General features: G+C 68.1%; 15 protein-coding genes and 1 pseudogene. 10 read left to right on the top strand and 6 right to left on the bottom strand.

What is annotated here, in order from left to right; genetic code table 11:
- The first annotated feature begins 25 nt into the window (after window positions 1-25).
- The 7 genes and pseudogenes from gap to H1Q64_RS32285 all read left to right on the top strand — a co-directional run bounded on the left by gap (window position 26) and on the right by H1Q64_RS32285 (window position 6,470).
- The gene (gap, locus tag H1Q64_RS32315) at window positions 26-1,033 is read left to right on the top strand and encodes a type I glyceraldehyde-3-phosphate dehydrogenase (protein WP_237907901.1); all 1,008 of its coding nucleotides are present in this window, start codon (window positions 26-28) and stop codon (window positions 1,031-1,033) included.
- 193 nt (window positions 1,034-1,226) lie between these two features.
- Complete coding sequence (locus tag H1Q64_RS32310) at window positions 1,227-1,598, top strand: hypothetical protein (protein ID WP_237907900.1); 372 nt, start codon at window positions 1,227-1,229, stop codon at window positions 1,596-1,598.
- A 206-nt stretch (window positions 1,599-1,804) separates the two neighbouring features.
- A pseudogene (kdgT, locus tag H1Q64_RS32305) lies at window positions 1,805-2,840 on the top strand (2-keto-3-deoxygluconate transporter).
- Between the two features lie 136 nt (window positions 2,841-2,976).
- Complete coding sequence (locus H1Q64_RS32300; RefSeq protein WP_014199720.1) at window positions 2,977-3,729, top strand: GntR family transcriptional regulator; 753 nt, start codon at window positions 2,977-2,979, stop codon at window positions 3,727-3,729.
- A gap of 45 nt (window positions 3,730-3,774) precedes the next feature.
- Window positions 3,775-4,611, top strand: a complete 837-nt coding sequence (gene kduI / locus H1Q64_RS32295) for a 5-dehydro-4-deoxy-D-glucuronate isomerase (protein WP_079285396.1) — start codon at window positions 3,775-3,777, stop codon at window positions 4,609-4,611.
- Between the two features lie 31 nt (window positions 4,612-4,642).
- Window positions 4,643-5,407 (top strand): 2-dehydro-3-deoxy-D-gluconate 5-dehydrogenase KduD, encoded by a 765-nt coding sequence (gene kduD, locus H1Q64_RS32290; protein ID WP_237907899.1) that lies wholly within the window; start codon window positions 4,643-4,645, stop codon window positions 5,405-5,407.
- Between the two features lie 271 nt (window positions 5,408-5,678).
- Complete coding sequence (locus H1Q64_RS32285; protein ID WP_237907898.1) at window positions 5,679-6,470, top strand: alpha/beta fold hydrolase; 792 nt, start codon at window positions 5,679-5,681, stop codon at window positions 6,468-6,470.
- A gap of 9 nt (window positions 6,471-6,479) precedes the next feature.
- Here H1Q64_RS32285 and H1Q64_RS32280 read toward each other — a convergent pair whose 3' ends face one another.
- From H1Q64_RS32280 to pflB, 4 genes are all read right to left on the bottom strand, one after another.
- Window positions 6,480-7,697: an acetate/propionate family kinase gene (locus tag H1Q64_RS32280; protein ID WP_237907897.1), complete on the bottom strand. Its 1,218-nt coding sequence runs from the start codon at window positions 7,695-7,697 to the stop codon at window positions 6,480-6,482.
- Window positions 7,698-7,707: 10 nt separating this feature from the next.
- Window positions 7,708-9,195 (bottom strand): bifunctional enoyl-CoA hydratase/phosphate acetyltransferase, encoded by a 1,488-nt coding sequence (locus tag H1Q64_RS32275; RefSeq protein WP_237907896.1) that lies wholly within the window; start codon window positions 9,193-9,195, stop codon window positions 7,708-7,710.
- A gap of 210 nt (window positions 9,196-9,405) precedes the next feature.
- Complete coding sequence (gene eno / locus H1Q64_RS32270; RefSeq protein ID WP_237907895.1) at window positions 9,406-10,683, bottom strand: phosphopyruvate hydratase; 1,278 nt, start codon at window positions 10,681-10,683, stop codon at window positions 9,406-9,408.
- Window positions 10,684-10,863: 180 nt separating this feature from the next.
- On the bottom strand, window positions 10,864-13,146 hold the full coding sequence (gene pflB, locus H1Q64_RS32265; RefSeq protein ID WP_237907894.1) for a formate C-acetyltransferase: 2,283 nt from the start codon (window positions 13,144-13,146) through the stop codon (window positions 10,864-10,866).
- A 371-nt stretch (window positions 13,147-13,517) separates the two neighbouring features.
- Between pflB and H1Q64_RS32260 the strand changes: the two genes are divergently transcribed.
- A complete protein-coding gene (locus tag H1Q64_RS32260; protein WP_237907893.1) occupies window positions 13,518-14,354 on the top strand; it encodes a MurR/RpiR family transcriptional regulator in 837 nt (278 codons plus the stop codon).
- Window positions 14,355-14,509: 155 nt separating this feature from the next.
- Here the strand turns inward: H1Q64_RS32260 and H1Q64_RS32255 are convergent, their stop codons facing one another.
- Both H1Q64_RS32255 and H1Q64_RS32250 read right to left on the bottom strand, forming a co-directional pair.
- The gene (locus H1Q64_RS32255; RefSeq protein WP_237907892.1) at window positions 14,510-17,662 is read right to left on the bottom strand and encodes an efflux RND transporter permease subunit; all 3,153 of its coding nucleotides are present in this window, start codon (window positions 17,660-17,662) and stop codon (window positions 14,510-14,512) included.
- A 16-nt stretch (window positions 17,663-17,678) separates the two neighbouring features.
- A complete protein-coding gene (locus H1Q64_RS32250; RefSeq protein WP_237907891.1) occupies window positions 17,679-18,863 on the bottom strand; it encodes an efflux RND transporter periplasmic adaptor subunit in 1,185 nt (394 codons plus the stop codon).
- Between the two features lie 207 nt (window positions 18,864-19,070).
- On the opposite strand from H1Q64_RS32250, the gene H1Q64_RS32245 reads away from it, so the two are divergent.
- The gene (locus tag H1Q64_RS32245) at window positions 19,071-19,781 is read left to right on the top strand and encodes a TetR/AcrR family transcriptional regulator (protein WP_237907890.1); all 711 of its coding nucleotides are present in this window, start codon (window positions 19,071-19,073) and stop codon (window positions 19,779-19,781) included.
- Window positions 19,782-19,896: 115 nt separating this feature from the next.
- Window positions 19,897-20,574, top strand: a complete 678-nt coding sequence (locus H1Q64_RS32240) for a TetR/AcrR family transcriptional regulator (RefSeq protein WP_137143032.1) — start codon at window positions 19,897-19,899, stop codon at window positions 20,572-20,574.
- Window positions 20,575-20,690 lie beyond the last annotated feature (116 nt).

The following is a 20,690-nucleotide window of genomic DNA, read 5'->3' as shown; positions in this document are numbered from 1 at the left end:
GCCGCGAACACCAGCGGAGAACAGCATGTCCGTGAAGGTAGCGATCAACGGTTTTGGCCGTATCGGCCGTCTGGTTCTGCGGGCCATCTACGAGAGCGGCCGCAACGACGTGGAGGTCGTGGCGATCAACGACCTGGCCGACCTCAAGGCCAACGCCCACCTGCTGAAGTACGACAGCGTCCACGGCCGTTTCCCCGGCACGATCGAGACCCGCGACGGCGAGCTGATCGTCAACGGCCACTCGATCAAGGTCGTGCAGGAGCGTGACCCGGCCAAGCTGCCGTGGAAGGATCTGGGCATCCAGATCGCCATGGAATGCTCGGGCATCTTCACCAAGCGCGCCGACGCCGCCAAGCATCTGGAAGCGGGTGCGGAGAAGGTGCTGATCTCCGCCCCGGCCACCGACGAGGACATCACGGTGGTCTACGGCGTCAACCACGACCAGCTCAAAGCCGATCACCGCATCGTGTCGAACGCGTCGTGCACGACGAACTGCCTGGCCCCGGTGGCCTTCGTGCTGAACAACCTGATCGGCATCGAGAAGGGCTTCATGACGACGATCCACTCCTACACGGGGGATCAGCGCATCGTCGACACCAACCACAAGGACCTGCACCGCGCCCGCGCCGCGGCGCTGAACATGATCCCGACCTCGACCGGGGCGGCCAAGGCGGTGGGCAAGGTGCTGCCCGAGCTCAAGGGCAAGCTGGACGGCACCGCCATGCGCGTGCCGACGCCCAACGTCTCGGTCGTCGACTTCAAGTTCACCGCCAAGCGCGCCACCTCGGTGGAGGAGATCACCAAGGCGATCGCCGAGGCCGCCAACGGCCCGCTCAAGGGCATCCTGGGCGCCTACACCGAGGATCTGGTCTCCACCGACTTCAACCACGACCCGCACAGCTCGATCTTCGCGCTGAACGAGACCAAGGTCATCGACGGCAACTTCGTCCGCATCATGACCTGGTACGACAACGAGTGGGGCTTCTCCAACCGCATGAGCGACACCGCCGTCGCCATGGCCAACGCCAAGTAAGGGCGAAGTCACTCTTGCCCCCACCCCAGCCCTCCCCCGCTGCGCAGAGGAAGGAGATTGTTGCGAAGCGGCGGCAGTCCCCTCCCCTGCGTCAGCGGGGGAGGGTTAGGGTGGGGGCAACGCGGCCCACAAAAACTAAAATACCAGTTTTCAAACCCCGATTTTTGAAAACACCCTTTGAAGGAGCCGCGGCATGCCCCGGACCTCCAAGCTGCCGACCGCGCGTATCGCCGCCCTGGAGCGCGACGCCGACGCCCTGCGGCGGGCCTTCCTGACCACGCCGGTCTTCGCCCTAGACGACCACGGCCTGCACGCGCGCTTCGAGGATTTCGGCCGCGCTGCCCTCGCCCTGTTCCAGGAAACCGCCCGGCTGGCCGCCGCCGAGGAGGCCATCCAGCGCATCGAGGCCGCCTACCATCGCGTCCACGAAGCTTTGCAAGCTGTTGCCACGCTTGCGCTTTCCGACACGGGAAGGGTCGTCCCGACGCACGCGAGCGGCAGCGCCGAGCCACCACCCCAGGACGTGCGACAGAATGTCAGCCGGCGGGATACGCAGTTCTCCTGACTTGCGTCGCGGCGCTGATATACTAGTATCCACGACATCGACGACGCGATCCCTGGACAGACCTCAAGGCCACCGGCCCGGTGCCGCTCCCGCTGGGGATGCGCGGCACGCTCCCCCTTCCTGCGCCGCAATCGGCAATCACCACCCCGGACTTTTCCCGGACTTTTCATCGACGGCCCAGTCGGACCGCCCCAGGAGTACCGACTATGAACATCAAATCCCGCATCGACCGCATTCCCGGCGGCATGATGATCCCTTCCCCTGTTCCTCGGCGCCTGCCTGAACACCTTCGCGCCGAACACGGGCAAGTTCTTCGGGTCCTTCACCAACGGCCTGATCACCGGCACCCTGCCGATCCTCTCCGTCTGGTTCTTCTGCATCGGCGCCAGCATCAGCCTGAAGGCCACCCCGCTGGTCCTGCGCAAGAGCGGCGTGCTCGTCACCGTGAAGATCCTCACCGCCGCCACCATGGGCATCGTCGCCTCCTGGTTCATCCCGCACGAGGGCGTCAGTTCGGGCTTCTTCACCGGCCTGTCGGTGCTGGCGATCATCGCCGCCATGAACGACACCAACGGCGGCATGTACATGGCGCTGATGCAGCAGTACGGCACCAAGGAGGAATCCGGCGCCTTCTGCCTGATGTGCCTGGAATCCGGCCCCTTCATGACGATGGCGACGCTGGGTCTGGCCGGTCTGGCCGCCTTCCCCTGGCAGACCATGGTCGGCGCCCTGCTGCCCTTCCTGATCGGCTTCGCGCTCGGCAACCTGGACCAGGAGTTCCGCAAGTTCTTCGGTCAGGCCGTGCCGGTGATGGTGCCCTTCTTCGCCTTCGCGCTCGGCAACAACCTGAACTTCGCGGTCATCCTGAACACCGGCCTGCTCGGCATCGTCCTCGGCCTGTCGGTCATCGCCATCACCGGCTTCACGCTGGTCGTCGCCGACATCCTGCTGGCCAAGGGCAACGGCACCGCCGGCATCGGCGCCGCCTCCACCGCCGGCGCGGCCGTGACGGTCCCGCCGATCATCGCCTCCATCGAGCCGAGCTTCGCGCCGAGCGCCCCGGCCGCCACCGCCCTGGTCGCCACCAGCGTCGTCGTCACCTCGCTGCTCACCCCGATCCTGACCGCTTGGTGGGCCCGCCGGTTCGGCGTCCTCTCCCCGCGCCACCTCGCCGCCCAGAAGGCCGCCCAAAAGAACACCGAAACGCAACCCCTGCCGGCCCAGCCCGCCCCCGCCGAGTGACGGCGACCGACTGAGCGTCGCCCCACCCTCGGCGAAAGCCGGAGATTGCGGACCCTGTGATTTCCGGCTTGCACCGCGACACTGATATACTAATATGCCCCCTAGGACCGGCCGAGCCGGCGACACAGGTGCAGCCATGGACATGCCGACCACCCCGACGCCCGACGCCAGCAACGACCGTCCCGCCACCCAGCGGAGCGCGGTGAAGCCGTCCCGGGGGCCGGCGCGGGGCGCCTCCACCATGGCAGCGATCCACCGGTCGCTGCGCGCCGAGATCGTGGAGATGCGCCGTAATCCGGGCGAGCCCATCGTCGAGAAGCACATCGCCGAAGCCTTCGGCGTCAGCCGCACCCCGGTGCGCGAGGCGCTGCAACGGCTGGCCGACGAGGGGCTGATCGAGATCTTCCCGCAGGTCGGCACTTTCGTCGCCCGTATCCCGGTGAACGCCCTGCCGGAGGCCATCGTCATCCGCACCTCGCTGGAGGGCACCGCCGTCCGCTACGCGGCGCAGCGCGCCACCGGCAGCCAGATCGCCGGCCTGCGCGCCAACCTGCTGCTCCAGCAGGAGACGGTGGAGGACGGCGACCTCAACGCCTTCCACGAGGCCGACGAGCGGTTCCACGCCCTGATCGCCGAGATCGCCGGCTATCCCGGCCTGTGGAGCATGGCGCAGCAGGTGAAGGTGCAGGTGGACCGCTACCGCCGCCTGACCCTGCCGGAGCCCGGGCGCCTCACCCATGTGCTGGCCGAGCACGCGGCGATTGTGGACGCCATCGCCGACGCCGACCCGGCGCTGGCCGCCGACCGCATGGCCGTCCACCTGGACGGCCTGCTGACCTCCATCCCCCAGGCCCAGGGGGCGAACCCGTTCTTCTTCACTGGTCCCTGATTTGGCCGCCGACCGGCCCTGGAAAATACAAACGAGGATACCGCCATGAAGATCACCGTCCGCCACGCGTCACATCAGGATGACGTCCGCAACTACGACACCACCAAGCTGCGCGACCATTTCCTCGTCCCGTCCATCTTCGAGGCGGACGACATCGTCCTCACCTACAGCCACATCGACCGCTTCGTGGTCGGCGGCGCCATGCCGGTGTCCGGCCCGCTGAAGCTGGAGTCGGCCAAGGCCATCGGCTCGGCCAACTTCCTCGACCGGCGCGAGCTGGGCGCCGTCAACGTCGGCGGTCCGGGCCGCATCACGGTGGACGGCGCGGTGTTCGAGCTGGCCCCGCGCGACTGCCTCTACATCACCATGGGCAGCCTGGACGTCCGCTTCGAGAGCCTGGACCCGGCCAACCCGGCGAAGTTCTACCTGAACAGCGCCCCGGCCCACGCCCGCTTCGAGACGATGAAGATCTCCATCGCGCAGGCCAAGGCCGTGCACATGGGCGACCCGGCCCAGTCAAACGAGCGCACCATCTACCAGATGATCCACCCGGACGTCTGCCGCACCGCGCAGCTCGTGCTCGGCATGACCGTGCTGAAGCCGAACAACATGTGGAACACGATGCCGTGCCACACGCACGACCGCCGCTGCGAGGTCTATTTCTACTTCGACCTGCCGGAGCCGGCCCGCGTCTTCCACTTCATGGGCGAGCCGTCCGAGACGCGCCACGTCGTCGTCGCCAACGAGCAGGCGGTGATCTCGCCGAGCTGGTCAATCCACTCCGGCGTCGGCACCCGCAACTACACCTTCATCTGGGCCATGGCTGGCGACAACCAGGACTTCACCGACATGGACTTCATCCCCATGGAAGACCTGCGCTGATCCCCGGACGCCAAGAATAAGGAGCAAGACAATGGCTCAGGCACATCCCTTCGACCTCACCGGCAAGGTCGCCCTGGTGACCGGCGCCCACACCGGCATCGGCCAGGGCATCGCCGTGGCGCTGGCCCAGGCTGGCGCCGACATCGCCGCCGTGGACGTGGTGCCGCTGGACGAGACCAAGTCCCTGGTGGAGGCCGCCGGCCGCCGGTTCCACGGCATGTCCGCCGACCTGACCAGCATCGCCCCGGTGCAGGGTCTGGTGGAGGAGGTCGTCGGCACCTTCGGCGGGCTGGACATCCTGGTGAACAACGCCGGGCTGATCCGCCGCGCCGACGCCGTGGACTTCACCGAGGCCGACTGGGACCTCGTGATGAACATCAACATCAAGACCGTGTTCTTCCTCTGCCAAGCCTTCGGCCGCTACGCCATCGGCCAGGGCCGCAAGGGCAAGATCATCAACATCGCGTCCATGCTGTCCTTCCAGGGCGGCATCCGCGTGCCCTCCTACACCGCCTCCAAGAGCGGCGTCGCCGGCATCACCCGGCTGCTCGCCAACGAATGGGCGGGCAAGGGCATCAACGTGAACGCCATCGCGCCGGGCTACGTCGCCACCAACAACACGGCGGCGATCCGCGCCGACGAGCAGCGCAGCGCGGAGATCCTGGGCCGCATCCCGGCAGGCCGCTGGAGCGTTCCCTCCGACATGGGCGGCCCGGCGGTGTTCCTGGCCTCCGACGCGTCGGACTACATCCACGGCACGGTCCTGCCGGTGGACGGCGGCTGGCTCGCCCGCTGAGGCTGAGTGGTTCCGTTTGAGTGACGAAGCCGGGCGCCAGTGATGGCGCCCGGCTTTTTCATGTGGCGGCTCGGGTTTGGACATTGCCCCCACCCCGGCCCCCCCGCTGTCGCAGGAGAGGGAGATTTCCGCGAGGCGGCGGCAGTCCCCTCCCCTGCGATAGCGGGGGAGGGTTAGGGTGGGGGCAAAGGCAACGCCGATACGTTTCCACGGGCGTTCCTCAACGCTTCACGGCATAACGGAAGTCCCAAGGACCGCAACGCCGCCCGCCATGCCGACGCCAAACGAAGCCCCCGTGACCGAAACGGAATGGTCGATCCGGACCGCGAAGGGAGCCCTCTACGCGAAGAGCTGGGCTCCGGAAGCCGTCGGCGCCGTGCCGATCATCCTCTTCCACGACTCCCTCGGCAGCGTGGACTTGTGGCGCGGCTTCCCGCAGCGGCTAGCGTGCGAGACGAGCCGCCGCGTCATTGCCTACGACCGGCTCGGCTTCGGGCGTTCGGACGCCCATCCGGGGCAGCTCGCCCTGGATTTCGTCGCCACGGAGGCGCGGGACAGCATCCCACCGCTGTGCGAACAGCTTGGCGTGGCAGAGTTCATCGCCTGCGGACACAGCGTCGGGGGCGGTATGGCCGTCGAGACGGCGGCGCGATTTCCGGAGCGGTGCCGCGCCCTCGTCACCATCGCCGCGCAGGCCTTCGTGGAAGAAAGAACCCTCACCGGCATCCGCGACGCCAAGCGCGACTTCCAGGACCCGGCCAACGTCGCACGTCTGGCGCGGTATCACGGCGACAAGGCCCGCTGGGTCCTCGACGCCTGGACGGAAACGTGGCTGTCGCACGGTTTCGCCAGTTGGACCCTGGACCGGGCCCTGGCGGCGGTGCGCTGCCCGGTTCTGGCCCTGCACGGCGACCGCGACGAGTACGGTTCCAGCGCCCACCCCGAACGCATCGCGGCCGGGCGGGGAGCCGCAAGGCTGCTCCCCGACACCGGCCATGTGCCGCATCGCGAACAGGAAGCGCTGGTCCTCGACGCGATCTGGAGCTTCCTGAGCGGGCTTTGAGGCGTCCGCTCAGGCCGCCAGGGGCGGGTGCACCGCACTGCGCGCCAGGATGCCCAGCGTGTGGCTGGCGATCATCCGCTCCTCGTCGGTGGGGATGACGAAGACCGGGACGCGGCTGTCGGCGGCCGAGATGCGCGTCGCCCGGGCGCGGTTCGCCGCCCCGTCGATGTGGACGCCGAGCCAACCCAGCTTCTCCGCCACCCGCGCCCGCACCGGGGCGGAGTTCTCGCCGACGCCCGCGGTGAAGACCACCGCGTCCAGCCCGCCCATGGAGGCCGCCAGCCCCGCCGCCTGCTTGGCGACCTGGAAGCAGAACAGCTCCACGGCCTCCGCCGCCTGCGGGTTCTCGCTGTCCAGCAGGGCGCGCATGTCGTTGGAGACGCCGGAGACTCCGAGCAGGCCGGACTTGTGGTAGAGCAGCTGCTCCAGCTCGTCCGGGCCCATGCCCTTCTCGCGCATCAGATAGATCAGCACGCCGGGATCGATGACGCCGGGCCGCGTGCCCATGGGCAGGCCGTCCAGCGCGGTGAAGCCCATGGTGGTGTCGACGCTGCGGCCCGCGCGCATGCCGCACAGGCTGGACCCGCTGCCAAGATGGCAGACGACGACGCGGGCCTCCGCCAACTCCGGCGCGATCTGCGGCAGGCGCTGGGCGATGTACTCGTAGGATAGGCCGTGGAAGCCGTAGCGGCGCACGCCCTCGTCGGTCAGCTCGCGCGGCAGGGCGAACATCTGGGCCTGCCAGGGCCGCGTGCTGTGGAAGGCGGTGTCGAAGCAGGCGACCTGCGGCAGCTCCGGATAGACCTCGGCCAGCGCGGTCATCGCCGCGATGTTGTGCGGCTGGTGCAGCGGGGCCAGCGGCACCAGGGCCTCCAGCTCCGCCAGCACCGCCGGGGTCAGCCGGACCGGCGCGTCGAAGCGGGTGCCGCCATGCACGACCCGGTGGCCGGCGGCGACCAGCCGCACGTCCCGCAGCTCGTGCCGCATCCAGGTCAGCAGGAAGCCGAGCAGCCCGGCGCGATCGCCGGGGCCGACCTCGTCCAGGATGCCGTCGGCCAGGACGTGGCGGGCCGCGTCCTTGGCCTCGAAGCGGGGGGCGGTGCCGATGCCGGAGATCTGGCCGGTCAGGACGGCCTCCAGATCGTGCCTCCCGGCCCCGCAGAAGACGGAGAATTTCAGGCTGGAGGAGCCCGCGTTGATGACGAGACAGGCGTCACGGTGCGACATGGTGTGATCCTCACTCCGCGGCCAGGGGGGCAGCCAGGGGAGCGGCAACGGCGTTGAGCGCGAGGGCGGGACGGCGCGCGGCGGCCACCAGCGCCGCCACGGCGCAGGAGGCGAGGCGGGTGCGGACGTTGTCGGCGCGGCTGGTCAGGATGACCGGAACCCGCGCGCCGAGAACGATGCCCGCCGCGTCGGCGTTGGCGAGGAAGGAGAGCTGCTTGGCCAGCATGTTGCCGGCTTCCAGGTCAGGGACGAGCAGGATGTCGGCTTGGCCCGATACGGGGGATTTGATGCCCTTGATGCGCGCGGCCTCGGCGCTGATGGCGTTGTCGAAGGCCAGCGGGCCGTCGAGGATGCCGCCGGTGATCTGGCCGCGGTCGGCCATCTTGCAGAGTGCGGCGGCTTCCAGCGTGGTGGCAATCTTCGGGTTGAGCGTCTCCACCGCCGACAGGATGGCGACGCGCGGCGTCTCGACGCCCAGGACCTTGGCGAGGTCGATGGCGTTCTGGACGATGTGGACCTTGTCCTCCAGCGTCGGGTAGATGTTGATCGCCGCGTCGGTGATGAGAAGCGCCCGCGGGTAGGTGGGTACGTTCATCACGAAGACGTGACTGATGCGGCGGCTGGTGCGGAGGCCGGTCTCCTTGCGGACGACCTCGGCCATCAGCTCGTCAGTGTGCAGGCTGCCCTTCATCACCGCCTCGGCCTCGCCGTTGCGGGCCAGCGCGACGGCCGCGGCGGCGGCGGCGTGGCTGTGCTCCACGTCAATCAGACGATAACGGGCGATATCCAGGCTGTGGGCGGAGGCCAGCGCGCGGATCTTCGCCGCCGGGCCGATCAGGATGGGGTCGATCAGGCCGGCTTCCGCCGCCTCCACCGCACCCTTCAGCGAGCTTTCGTCGCAGGGATGGGCGACCGCCGTGGCGACCGGCTCCAGCCCGTCGCACTTGCGCAGAAGCGCGTCGTGCTTGTCGTGACGGATCATCTGGATCTGCGGCAGCGCGTGGGCGGCGCGGCGGACCTTGCGGGTCGGCGCCACCACTTCCGCGGTGCCGGTCACCACGACCTCGCCGTCCTGGTTGGTGCACAGGCAGTCGAAGACGACGATGTTCTTGTCGGCCTGCTTCTCGCGCACCGTGACGGTGGCGGTGATGACGTCGCCCAGTCCGACCGGGCGGCGGAAGCGCAGGTCCTGGCCGGCGTAGACGGTGCCGGCGCCGGGCAGCCGGGTCCCCAGCACGCCGGAAATCAGCGCGCCGGACCACATGCCATGCCCAATCACCTTCTGAAAGCGGCTGTCGGCGGCGAATTTCGCGTCCAGATGAACCGGATCGATGTTGCCGGAGACGGTGGCGAACAGCTCGACGTCCATCACGGTCAGTTGCCGCGCGATGCTGGCGGACTGCCCGACCACGATCTCGTCGAAGGTGACGTTTTCGATCGGGGCCGCCTCAATCGGGGCCGCAGGGAGGTCGCCGCTGGTTTCACCATTGGCAGTCATTGCAGAACACTCCGGATAAGAGAAATAGGCATGATGCTGCCCGTTTCAGCCGATCCCTCCCGGCGCGCGCCTTGCTGAAAGGGGAAGCGCGTCTTGCCGTCTTCTTGTATGAGCGTCTTTGTGTACTGATATATTAGCGGGAAAGGCGGTGCGGCGCAGCAAATCCGGCATCACCGGACACTTTGCCGCAGGCCGCCTTCCGCGGGTCCGTTACGCCTTGAGGATGCCGCGGCCGGCGAAGCGGGCGGCGGTGCCAAGCATCTCCTCGATGCGGATGAGCTGGTTGTACTTGGCCAGCCGGTCGGAGCGCGACAGCGAGCCGGTCTTGATCTGGCCGCAGTTGGTGGCGACCGCCAGATCGGCGATGGTGCTGTCCTCGGTCTCGCCCGAGCGGTGCGACAGAACGGCCGTGTAGCCGGCCTTGTGCGCCATGTCCACGGATTCCAGCGTCTCCGACAGCGTGCCGATCTGGTTGACCTTGACCAGGATCGAGTTGCCCACGCCCTTGCGGATGCCGTCCGCCAGACGCGCCGGATTGGTCACGAACAGGTCGTCGCCGACCAGCTGCACCTTGCCGCCGATGGCGTCGGTCAGAGCCTTCCAGCCCTCCCAGTCGTCCTCGGCCATGCCGTCCTCGATCGAGATGATCGGGTAGCGCCCGACCAGATCGGCCCAGTAGGAGACCATCTGCTCCGGCGCCAGCGACTTGCCCTCGCCGGCCAGCTCGTACTTGCCGTTCTTGAAGAACTCGGTCGAGGCGGCGTCGATGGCGAGCATGACGTCATCGCCCGGCTTGTAGCCGGCGGCCTCGATGGCCTTCATCACGAAGCCCAGCGCGTCCTCGGTCGAGGCGAGGTTGGGGGCGAAGCCGCCCTCGTCACCGACGTTGGTGTTGTGGCCGGCGTCCTTGAGCTTCTTCTTGAGCGCCTGGAAGATCTCCGAGCCCATGCGGATGGCCTCGGCGCCGTTCTCGGCGCCGACCGGCATGACCATGAACTCCTGGATGTCGATCGGGTTGTCGGCGTGGGCGCCGCCGTTGATGATGTTCATCATCGGCACCGGCAGCAGGTTGGCGAAGGCGCCGCCGACGTAGCGGAACAGCGGCAGGGCGGCCTCTTCCGCCGAGGCCTTGGCGACGGCGAGCGAGACGCCGAGGATGGCGTTGGCGCCGAGCCGGCCCTTGTTGGGGGTGCCGTCCAGCTCGATCATGGCGAGGTCGAGGGCGCGCTGGTTGGAGCCGTCGAGGCCGGCGATGGCGTCGAAGATCTCGCCGTTGACCGACTCCACGGCCTTCAGCACGCCCTTGCCGCCGTAGCGGGACTTGTCGCCGTCGCGCAGCTCCACCGCCTCGTGCGCGCCGGTCGAGGCGCCCGACGGAACGGCGGCGCGGCCGAAGGCGCCGGATTCGAGCAGGACGTCCACCTCGACGGTCGGGTTCCCACGGCTGTCGAGGATCTCGCGGGCGTGGATTTCGGTAATGGCGCTCATGGCGGGGTATGGACCTTGATTGGAGGGTGGATTTTGTGGGGAGGTGGTCGCGGCGGAGCCCCCACCCTTCCCACGGCTTCGCCGCGGGCCCCTTCCCTCCCCCGCTGGGCGGGAGAGGGAGATTTTGTTCCCTCCCCCGCCCAGCGGGGGAGGGTTAGGGTGGGGGCAGAACCTTGCGCCTCAATGCGCGCCGTGGAAGGTGCGGCTGATGACGTCCATCTGCTGCTCGCGGGTCAGCTTGATGAAGTTCACCGCGTAGCCCGACACCCGGATGGTCAGCTGCGGGTACAGCTCCGGATGGTCCATGGCGTGCAGCAGCGTCTCGCGATCGAAGACGTTCACGTTGATGTGGTGGCCGCCCTGGCCGAAATAGCCGTCCAGCATGCCCACCAGATTGTCCACCCGCTCGCCCTCGGTCGGGCCCAGCGCGCCGGGCACGATGGTGAAGGTGTAGCTGATGCCGTCCTGGGCGTGGGCGTAGGGCAGCTTGGCCACCGACGCCATCGAGGCGATGGCCCCCTTGCGGTCGCGCCCGTGCATCGGGTTGGCCCCCGGCGCGAAGGGCTGGCCGGCCTTGCGCCCGTCCGGCGTGTTGCCCGTCTTCTTGCCGTAGACCACGTTCGAGGTGATCGTCAGCACCGACTGCGTCGGCACCGCGTCGCGGTAGGCCTTCTGCTTGCGCAGCAGGCCCATGAAGGTCTCGACCAGCCACACCGCGATCCCGTCGACCCGATCGTCGTTGTTGCCGAAGGCCGGATAGTCGCCCTCGATCACGAAGTCGGTGGCCAGCCCACGCTCGTCGCGCACCACCTTCACCGTGGCGTGCTTGATCGCCGACAGGCTGTCCGCGACCACGCTCAGGCCGGCGATGCCGCAGGCCATGGTGCGCAGCACGTCGCGGTCGTGCAGCGCCATCTCCAGCCGCTCGTACATGTACTTGTCGTGCATGAAGTGGATGGCGTTGAGCGTGTTCATGTAGGCGCGCGCCAGCCATTCCATCATCGGCAGCAGGCGGGCGACCACCGTGTCGTGGTCGAGCACGTCGCCGGTGATCGGCGCGAAGGCCGGGCCGACCTGCTCGCCCGACACCTCGTCGCGGCCGCCGTTGATGGCGTAGAGCAGCGTCTTGGCGAGGTTGGCGCGGGCGCCGAAGAACTGCATCTGCTTGCCGATGCGCATGGCCGAGACGCAGCAGGCGATGCCGTAGTCGTCGCCCCAGAAGGGCCGCATCAGGTCGTCGTTCTCGTACTGCACCGAGCAGGTCTTGATCGACGTTTCGGCGCAGAACTTCTTGAAGCCCTCCGGCAGGCTTTCCGACCACAGCACCGTCAGGTTCGGTTCCGGCGCCGGGCCGAGGTTGTTCAGGGTCTGGAGCATGCGGAAGCTGTTCTTGGTCACCAGCGTCCGCCCGTCGAGCGCCATGCCGCCGATGCATTCCGTCACCCAGGTCGGATCACCGGAGAAGAGCTGGTCGTATTCCGGCGTGCGCAGGAAGCGGACGATGCGCAGCTTGGTCACGAACTGGTCGATCAACTCCTGCGCCTCCTCCTCGGTCAGCATGCCGTCGCGCAGGTCGCGTTCGACGAAGACGTCGAGGAAGCTCGACACCCGGCCAAGCGACATGGCCGCCCCGTTGGCTTCCTTCACCGCCGCCAGATAGGCGAGGTAGGTCCACTGCACCGCCTCGCGGGCGTTGGCCGCCGGGCGCGACACGTCGAAGCCGTAGGAGGTCGCCATGGCGGCGAGTTCCTTCAGGGCCTTGATCTGCTCAGTGATCTCCTCGCGCAGGCGCAGCGTGTGCTCGTCGATGCGATCGACCTCCAGGCTCTTGTACTGGGCCTTCTTGTCCTCGATCAGGAAGGTCGCGCCGTAGAGCGCCAGCCTGCGGTAGTCGCCGATGATGCGCCCGCGGCCGTAGGCGTCCGGCAGGCCGGTGATGACGCCCGACTTGCGGCAGCGCAGCATCTCCTCGGTGTAGACGTCGAAGACGCCGTCGTTGTGCGACTTGCGCAGGCCGGGGAAGACCTCCTCCAGCTTGGGCGAGGGTTTGAAGCCGTAGGCCTCCAGCCCGTTCTTGACCATCCGCCAGCCGCCGAAGGGCATGATCGCGCGCTTCAACGGCTTGTCGGTCTGCAGGCCGACGACGAGTTCCAGCTCGCGGTCAATGTAGCCCGGCGCGTGGGCGGTGATCGAGCCGAAGACCTCCGTGTCGGCGTCGAGCACGCCGCCCTTGGCCGCGCGCTCCTCCTTCAGCAGGGCCGTGACCTTGTCCCACAGCGCCCGGGTCCGTCCGGTCGGGCCGGTCAGGAAACGTGAGTCCCCGGCGTAGGGATGGACGTTGCGGACGATGAAGTCGCGGACGTTGACCTCTTGCTGCCAGACGCCCGGAACGAAGCGGCGCCAGGGGCGCTCGGCTTGCTGTTCCGGGGTCTCGACGAGTCCGTCTCTCAGCAGGGTGTCCATGATGTCTCCTCACGAAAAGGCGTCTGGGCGGCACGCGCCGCGTCGCTGATCGACCCTGGAGGCCCCCAGTGGAGGGGTCGGAAGACCGCCGGCCCCCGGTCAGGGCGGGAGCGGCGGTATGGCAACGGGCTGTGAAGCCGGCAGGGCCAAAAGTCATTCTGTAGTTTTGCTACATAGACCGGAACCACGAAGCGCGCAAGGCAAAAGCGGTTGATTTTCCACGTTCTTTGATGAAGTTACTGTGACGGAACGCCGCATCGTCAGCGGTCCCGGTATGTGGGACAGCACGGCCGATAGCACTCTTCTATCGGGTCATGTAGTTTTGCTATCCGTGCTACGGTGGCGGACGGACGGAACAGGGGAACAGGCCGATGCTGGCGAGGATCATGGCGGTGCGTGACGGGCTCCGTCCTTCGGAACGGAAGCTGGCGGACTGCGTGCTGGCCCAGCCGGGCGAGGTCATCACCCTGTCGATGGCCGACATGGCCGGGCGCGCCGGAGTCAGCGAACCGACCATCGCCCGCTTCTGCTCCGCGCTGGGCTGCAGCGGCTTCCGCGAGTTCAAGATCAAGCTGGCGCAGGACATCGCCGCCGGCATGCCCTTCATCGACCAGGAGGTCAGCCCGGACGACCGCGCGGCGGGCATCGCGGGGAAGGTGTTCGACCGCACCCTGGCGACACTCATGCAGGTGCGCAACAACCTGTCGGCGGAATCGGTGGACCGCGCCGCCGACCTGCTGGCCGGGGCGCGGCGGATCGAGTTCTACGGCTCCGGCAACTCCGGCACGGTGGCGCAGGACATCCAGCGCCGCTTCTTCCGGCTGGGCATCCCGACCGTCGCCTACAGCGATGCGCACGTCTATTTCGTGTCGGCCCTGTCGCTCGCCCCGGGCGACGCGGTGGTCGCGGTGTCCAGCTCGGGCGGTACCCGCGACATGCTGGAGGCCGTGCAGAACGCGCTGTCCGCCGGGGCCATGGTCGTCGCCATCACCCGCTCCGGCTCGCCGCTGGCGCAGCTCGCCACGGTCAGCCTGCTCGCCGACGTCACGGAAGACTTCGACATCCACTCGCCCATGACGTCGCGCATCAGCCATCTGGTCCTCGGCGACATACTGTCGATTGCCGTGGCGCTGCGCAAAGGCGACGCCCTGCGGGAGCGGCTGGAACGCCACAAGCAGGCGCTCAGCCGCCACCCCCGCGAGCAATAAATACTAGTATATTAGTTTGAGGGCAAGCCGCTCTACCAGATGCCGCGCATCCTGTGCCGTTCTGCCGCAGCCCCCAACGAAAGCGTTCCCGCGCAGCAAAAAGCCCGGCCCCGTTTCCGGGACCGGGCCTTCCGCTTCCAGCCGCAGCCGAACCGTCAGTCGCCGGCGGGAACCGGCTCGGCACCCGGCGGGGTGTGGGCACCGGCGCGCTTGCTGCCGAACAGACGGTAGACCGCGACGAAGAAGACCGGGACGAACAGGATCGCCAGCACGGTGGCGGAGATCATGCCGCCCATCACGCCGACGCCGATGGCGTTCTGGCTTTCCGAACCGGCGCCGCTGCTGGTCGCCAGCGGCAGAACGCCCAGCACGAAGGCCAGCGAGGTCATGATGATCGGGCGCAGGCGCTGGCGGCACGCCTCGATGGCGGCGTCCTTCAGCTCCATGCCTTCGTCGTACAACGCTTTAGCAAACTCCACGATCAGGATGGCGTTCTTCGCCGACAGGCCGATGGTCGTCAGCAGGCCCACCTGGAAGTAGACGTCGCTCGGCAGACCGCGCAGCGTGGCGGCGAGCACGGCGCCGATGACGCCCAGCGGCACCACCAGAATGACCGACACCGGCACCGACCAGCTCTCGTAGAGCGCCGCCAAGCAGAGGAAGACGATCAGCATGGACAGGGCGTAGAGCGCCGGGGCCTGCGACCCGCTCAACCGCTCCTCGTAGGACAGGCCGGTCCATTCATAACCGACGCCCGGCGGCAGCTTGGCCATCATTGCCTCCATCTCCTGCATCGCCTCGCCGGAACTGATGCCCGGCGCCGCGGAGCCCTGGATGTTGAGCGAGGACATGCCGTTGTACCGCTCCAGCTTCGGCGACCCGTAGGTCCATTGCGCCGTGGTGAAGGCGGAGAAAGGCACCATCTGCCCCATGGCGTTGCGGACGTACCAGCGATCGACGTCGCTCGGCTGCATGCGGTAGGGGGCGTCCGCCTGGAGATAGACGCGCTTCACGCGCCCCCGGTCGATGAAGTCGTTAACGTAGGAGGAGCCCCAGGCCGCCGTCAGGGTCGTGTTGACGTCGGTCAGCGACAGGCCGAGCGCGCTGGCCTTCTCGCGGTCCACCGTCAGCTTGAACTGCGGCGTGTCCTCCAGACCGTTCGGGCGGACGCCGACCAGCTTGGGGTTCTGCGCCGCCAAGCCCAGCAGTTGGTTGCGCGCCTGCATCAGCCGGTCGTGCCCGACGCCGCCGCGGTCCACCAGTTGGAGGTCGAAGCCGGTGGCGTTGCCGAGCCCCGGAACCGACGGCGGCATGAAGGCGAAGACCACCGCGTCCTTGGCCTTCGACAGGGCGCCCATGGCGCGCCCGGCGATGGCCGTCGGCTTGCGGTCTGCGGACTCGCGCTCGCTCCAGTCGCGCAGCCGGACGAAGGCCATGCCGGCGTTCTGGCCGCGGCCCGCGAAGTTGAAGCCGGCGATGGTGAACAGGCCCTCGACGCTATCCTTCTCCTTCTCCAGGAAATAGGTCTCGACCTGCTTGGTGGTCTCCATCGTGCGCTCAATGCTGGCGTTCGGCGGGGCCGACCACAGCACGAACATGGTTCCGCGATCTTCCTGCGGCAGGAAGGAGGAGGGCATCTGGAGGAACAGGTAGGCCAAGCCGCCGACGATCAGCGCGTAGGCGATTCCGTAGCGCCCGAGCCGCGACACCGCCCCGCGCACGCCGCGCAGATAGACGCGGCTGCTGGCGTCGAAGCCGCGGTTGAACAGACCGAAGAAGCCACGCTTGGCGTGGCCGTGGCCCTTCGCCACCGGCTTCAGGATGGTCGCGCAGAGCGCCGGGGTCAGCACCAGGGCGACCAGCACCGACAGCGCCATCGCCGACACGATGGTCAACGAGAACTGACGGTAGATGGCGCCGGCGGAGCCGCCGAAGAAGGCCATGGGGACGAACACGGCGGACAGAACCAGCGCGATGCCGATCAGCGCGCCGGTGATCTGGCCCATCGACTTGCGGGTCGCCTCGCGCGGGGGCAACCCGTCCTCGCTCATCACGCGCTCGACGTTCTCCACCACCACGATGGCATCGTCGACCAGCAGGCCGATGGCCAGCACCATACCGAACATGGTCAGCGTGTTGATCGAGAAGCCGAACAGCGACAACACGCCGAAGGTGCCGAGAAGCACCACGGGGACCGCGATGGTCGGGATCAGCGTCGCCCGGAAGTTCTGCAGGAACAGGTACATCACGGCGAAGACGAGGATGATCGCCTCGATCAGCGTCTTGACGACCTCGTGGATCGACAGCTCGACGAAGGGCGTCGTGTCGTAGGGGTAGATGACCTCCAGCCCTTCGGGGAAGAAGGCCGACAGCTCGGCGATGCGCGCCTTCACCGCCGCGGCGGTGTCCAGCGCGTTGGCTCCGGTCGCCAGCTTGACGCCCAGGCCCGCCGCCGGCTTGCCGTTGTAGCGGGCGGTGATCTCGTAGGTTTCCTGCCCGATCTCGATCCGCGCGACGTCGCGCAGCCGCACCTGGCCGCCGTCGGGATTGACGCGCAGCAGGATGGCGCCGAACTCCTCCGGCGTCTGCATGCGCGACTGCGCCATGATGGTGGCGTTGATGCGCTGGCCGGGGACCGCCGGGGCGCCGCCGAGCTGGCCCGCCGACACCTGCGCGTTCTCCGCCTTGATGGCGTTGGTGACGTCGATGGTGGTCAGCTGGTGGCTGTTCAGCGCGTCGGGGTCCAGCCAGATCCGCATGGCGTGCTGGGGGCCGAACACGGTGATGTCGCCCACACCCTCGACGCGGCTGATCGTGTCCTGGAGGTTGGAGGCCACATAGTCGGCGATGTCGCCCTGGCTCAGCCGCCCGTCGCTGGACACGAAGCCGGCGACCATCAGGAAATCGTTGCCGGCCTTCGACACCTGGAGGCCGCGCTGCTGCACCTCCTGGGGCAGGAGCGGCACGGCGAGCTGGAGCTTGTTCTGCACCTGGACCTGGGCGATGTCCGGGTTGGCCTCCGGCTCGAAGGTCAGGGTGATGGTGACGTTGCCCGACGAATCGCTGTTCGAGGACATGTAGCGGAAATGGTCGAGCCCGGTCATCTTCTGCTCGATGACCTGGGTGACCGTGTCCTCCAGCGTCTTCGCGGACGCGCCGGGGTAGCTGGCGGTGATGGACACCGTCGGCGGAGCGATCTTCGGGTATTGCTCGACGGGCAGGCCCAGGATCGCCAAACCGCCCGCCAGCATGATGACGATGGCGATGACCCAGGCGAAGACGGGCCGGTCGATGAAGTATTTCGACATGGATCGGTCCTCGGTCTCAGCGCGCCTGCGGTCCGGGCAGGGCCGCCACGGTGCTCTGCGCCGCCACCGGCTTGACCTCGCCCCCCGGCTTCACCTTCTGCAGCCCCTCGACCACGATGCGCTCGCCCGCCTTCAGCCCGTCGGAGACCAGCCAGGCGTTGTTGATCGCCCGCTCGGTCTTGATGGTGCGCGGGTTGACCTTGTTGTCGTCGCCGACGACCCAGACGCGGGCCGAGCCGTCCGGACCGCGCTGGACCGCCTCCTGCGGCACGGCCAGCGCGTTCTCGGCCACCCCCTGCTCGACGCGGGCGCGCACGAACAGGCCCGGCAGCAGATTCAGGTTCGGGTTCGGGAAGACCGCGCGGAGCTGGACCGAGCTGGTGCCCGGATCGACCGACACGTCGGAGAACTGAAGCTCGCCGCGCTGGGGATAGGGGGCCTCCGCCGCGTGCAGGAACAGCGAGACGGGGATCTTGCCGGGCTCGGCCGGGCGGATGCGCCCGCTCTCCATGTCCTGGCGGAGCTGCATGAGCTGCGAGGCGGTCTGGGTCACGTCCACATAGATCGGGTCGAGCTGCTGGACGGTGGCGAGCGCCGTCGCTTGGTTGGCGGTGACCAGCGCACCTTCCGTCACGGCGGACTTGCCGATGCGGCCGGAGATGGGGGCGAAGACCTTGGTGTAGTCCAGGCTGATGCGCGCCAGATTGTGGGCGGCCCTGGCGGCGGCGAGCTGCGCCTCGTTCTGCTTCAGCGCGGCCATGGCGTCGTCGTAGTCCTGCTTGCTGACGACGCTGTTCTTGACGAGGTCGTTGTAGCGGGCCGCCTTGTTGCGGGCGGCCTGCAGGTTGGCCTCCGCCTTCTGGATGTCGGCCTGGGCGACGGCGAGGTTGGCCTCGTAGGTGGCCGGGTCGATCTGGTAGAGCTGGTCGCCCGCCTTGACGTCGCTGCCCTCGGTGAAGAAGCGCTTCAGCACGATGCCGCTGACCTGCGGCCGGATCTCCGCCACGCGGAAGGCCGCGGTGCGTCCCGGCAGCTCGGTGGTGACGGACAGGCTCTGCGGCTGGATGGTCGCCACCGCGACCTCCGCCGGGCCGGGCGCCGGCTGGCCTCCGGCGGCGTGCTTCTTGTCCTGGCAGGCACCCAGCACCACGGTCAGGGAGGCCGCCACGGCAAGAGACAGAAATGCGTTCCTGTTGAACATCCGTTCCTCGTGAAAACGCCGTGATGCGGCGATGAAATGTCCTAATGAGCCGGGGATGCCCCGCGTTCCGCCCGGCTGTTCGGGACCGGCGGAAAAGGCCGGTGGGCGCGGACGGTGGGAAATGACCCCTTTATTCGTACTGTCTCATACAGTACACTGTACCGGACGATACATTCAGAACGACCGTTCGCGCAAGGGGGAACCGCAATGCCCGACAAGGGGGCATCCACACCGCTCCACGGCGGAATCACCGGGAGTGGCATCGCCGGGCTCGGCGCCGGCGGCTTCGACACTCCCGGCTGCGGCCCGCGCGGCCAGGCGCGCTGCCGGGCGCTGCTCGACGCCGCGGCGGCGCTGTTCGTTGAGAAGGGATTCACGCTGACCTCGCTGTCCGACATCTTGCGGCAGGCCGGCGGGTCGCGCACCACGCTCTACGAGCATTTCGGCGACAAGGAAGGGTTGTTCCGCGCGGTGATGGAGCGCCACTGCGACCGTGTGCTGGAGGAGATGTCGTCCATGCGCGCCGCCGGCCCGGCGGCGATGGCCGAGGAGCTGGAGGAGAATCTCTACCGCGTCGGCCTGCACATCGCCGGCACGCTGACCATGCCGGAGACCACCGCGATCCTGCGCATCCTGGTGTCGGAGGGCGGGCGCATCCCTGACATCGCCCGGGCCTTCTTCCAGGTCGGCCCCGAGAAGACCATCGGCTGGCTCGCCGACTGTTTCCGCGAATTGACGGAGGCCGGCCGCCTGCGCGTCGACGATCCGGAGGGGGCCGCCCACGCCTTCATCGGCATGGTGGTCGGCGACCTTCTGACCAAACGACTGATCCTTCCGGACGAGCCCGTCTCCATGGAGGAATTGGAACGCTACGTCCGCCAGTCCGTCCGGTTGTTCCTTGCGGGGACGCGTCCCTGACCAGGATCGAGAGCGGCGTATTGCCGTCTTGCCAGCGGGGGCGGCAAGGGTTCATAGCTCCCGCAACGATGCGCGCTGGAGGGGGCAGGGGCTGCCAGCGCCTAAGGAAAAACCGATGGACCGGGGAAACGCCAGGGAATTGATCGACAGGACAACCGACAAGGACTCACCGACGGTCGGCCCGCGCGGTCGGGCGCGCCGGCAGGCCCTGCTCGACGCGGCGGCGGCGCTGTTCGTCGAGAAGGGTTTCGAGAAGACCACGCTGACCGACATCATCGGCCGGGCCGGCGGTTCCCGCGCCACCCTCTATGAGCATTTCGGCGACAAGGAGGGGCTGTTCCGCGCGATGATGGAGGAGAACAGCGCCCGCATCCAGGACGGGCTCGCCGCCATCCAGGCCGACGAGCGGGCCGCGCCGGAGGAGGGGCTGACCCGCTTCGCCCTGCACCTCGTCGCTGCGCTGTTCGACGACCGTACCATGGCCATCGTCCGCGTGCTGGTGTCGGAGGGCGGGCGGATTCCCGACATCGCCGAAGCCTTCTTCCGCATCGGACCGGAAACCGCCCAGCGGCGGCTCGCCGACTATCTGGCACGGCAGACCGCCGCCGGCGCCCTGACCGTCGCGGAGCCGGAGGCCGCCGCCCGCGGCTTCATCGGCATGATCACCGGCAACATCCTGCTGCGCCGCCTGATCCTGCCGGAACAATCCTTCTCCAGGGAAGAGGTGGAGCATTACGTCGGACGGGCCGTCGCCCTCTTCCTGACCGGCGCCCGCCCGACAGCGGGGCACTGAGGTTTCACCAGGGCGAAGGAAAGCGTTAGGACCGAAGGACAGGCACCGCAACATACTTCGGTATGTTAGGGTTCACACGATCGTTGCATTCATTCCAACGGCCCGTGGGCCGGGAC

Origin of the sequence: Azospirillum brasilense (assembly GCF_022023855.1) — a bacterium.
Taxonomy (GTDB): Bacteria; Pseudomonadota; Alphaproteobacteria; order Azospirillales; family Azospirillaceae; genus Azospirillum; species Azospirillum brasilense_F.
Note: the sequence above shows the minus strand (reverse complement) of the source record. Positions and strands in the feature narration are given on the sequence as shown.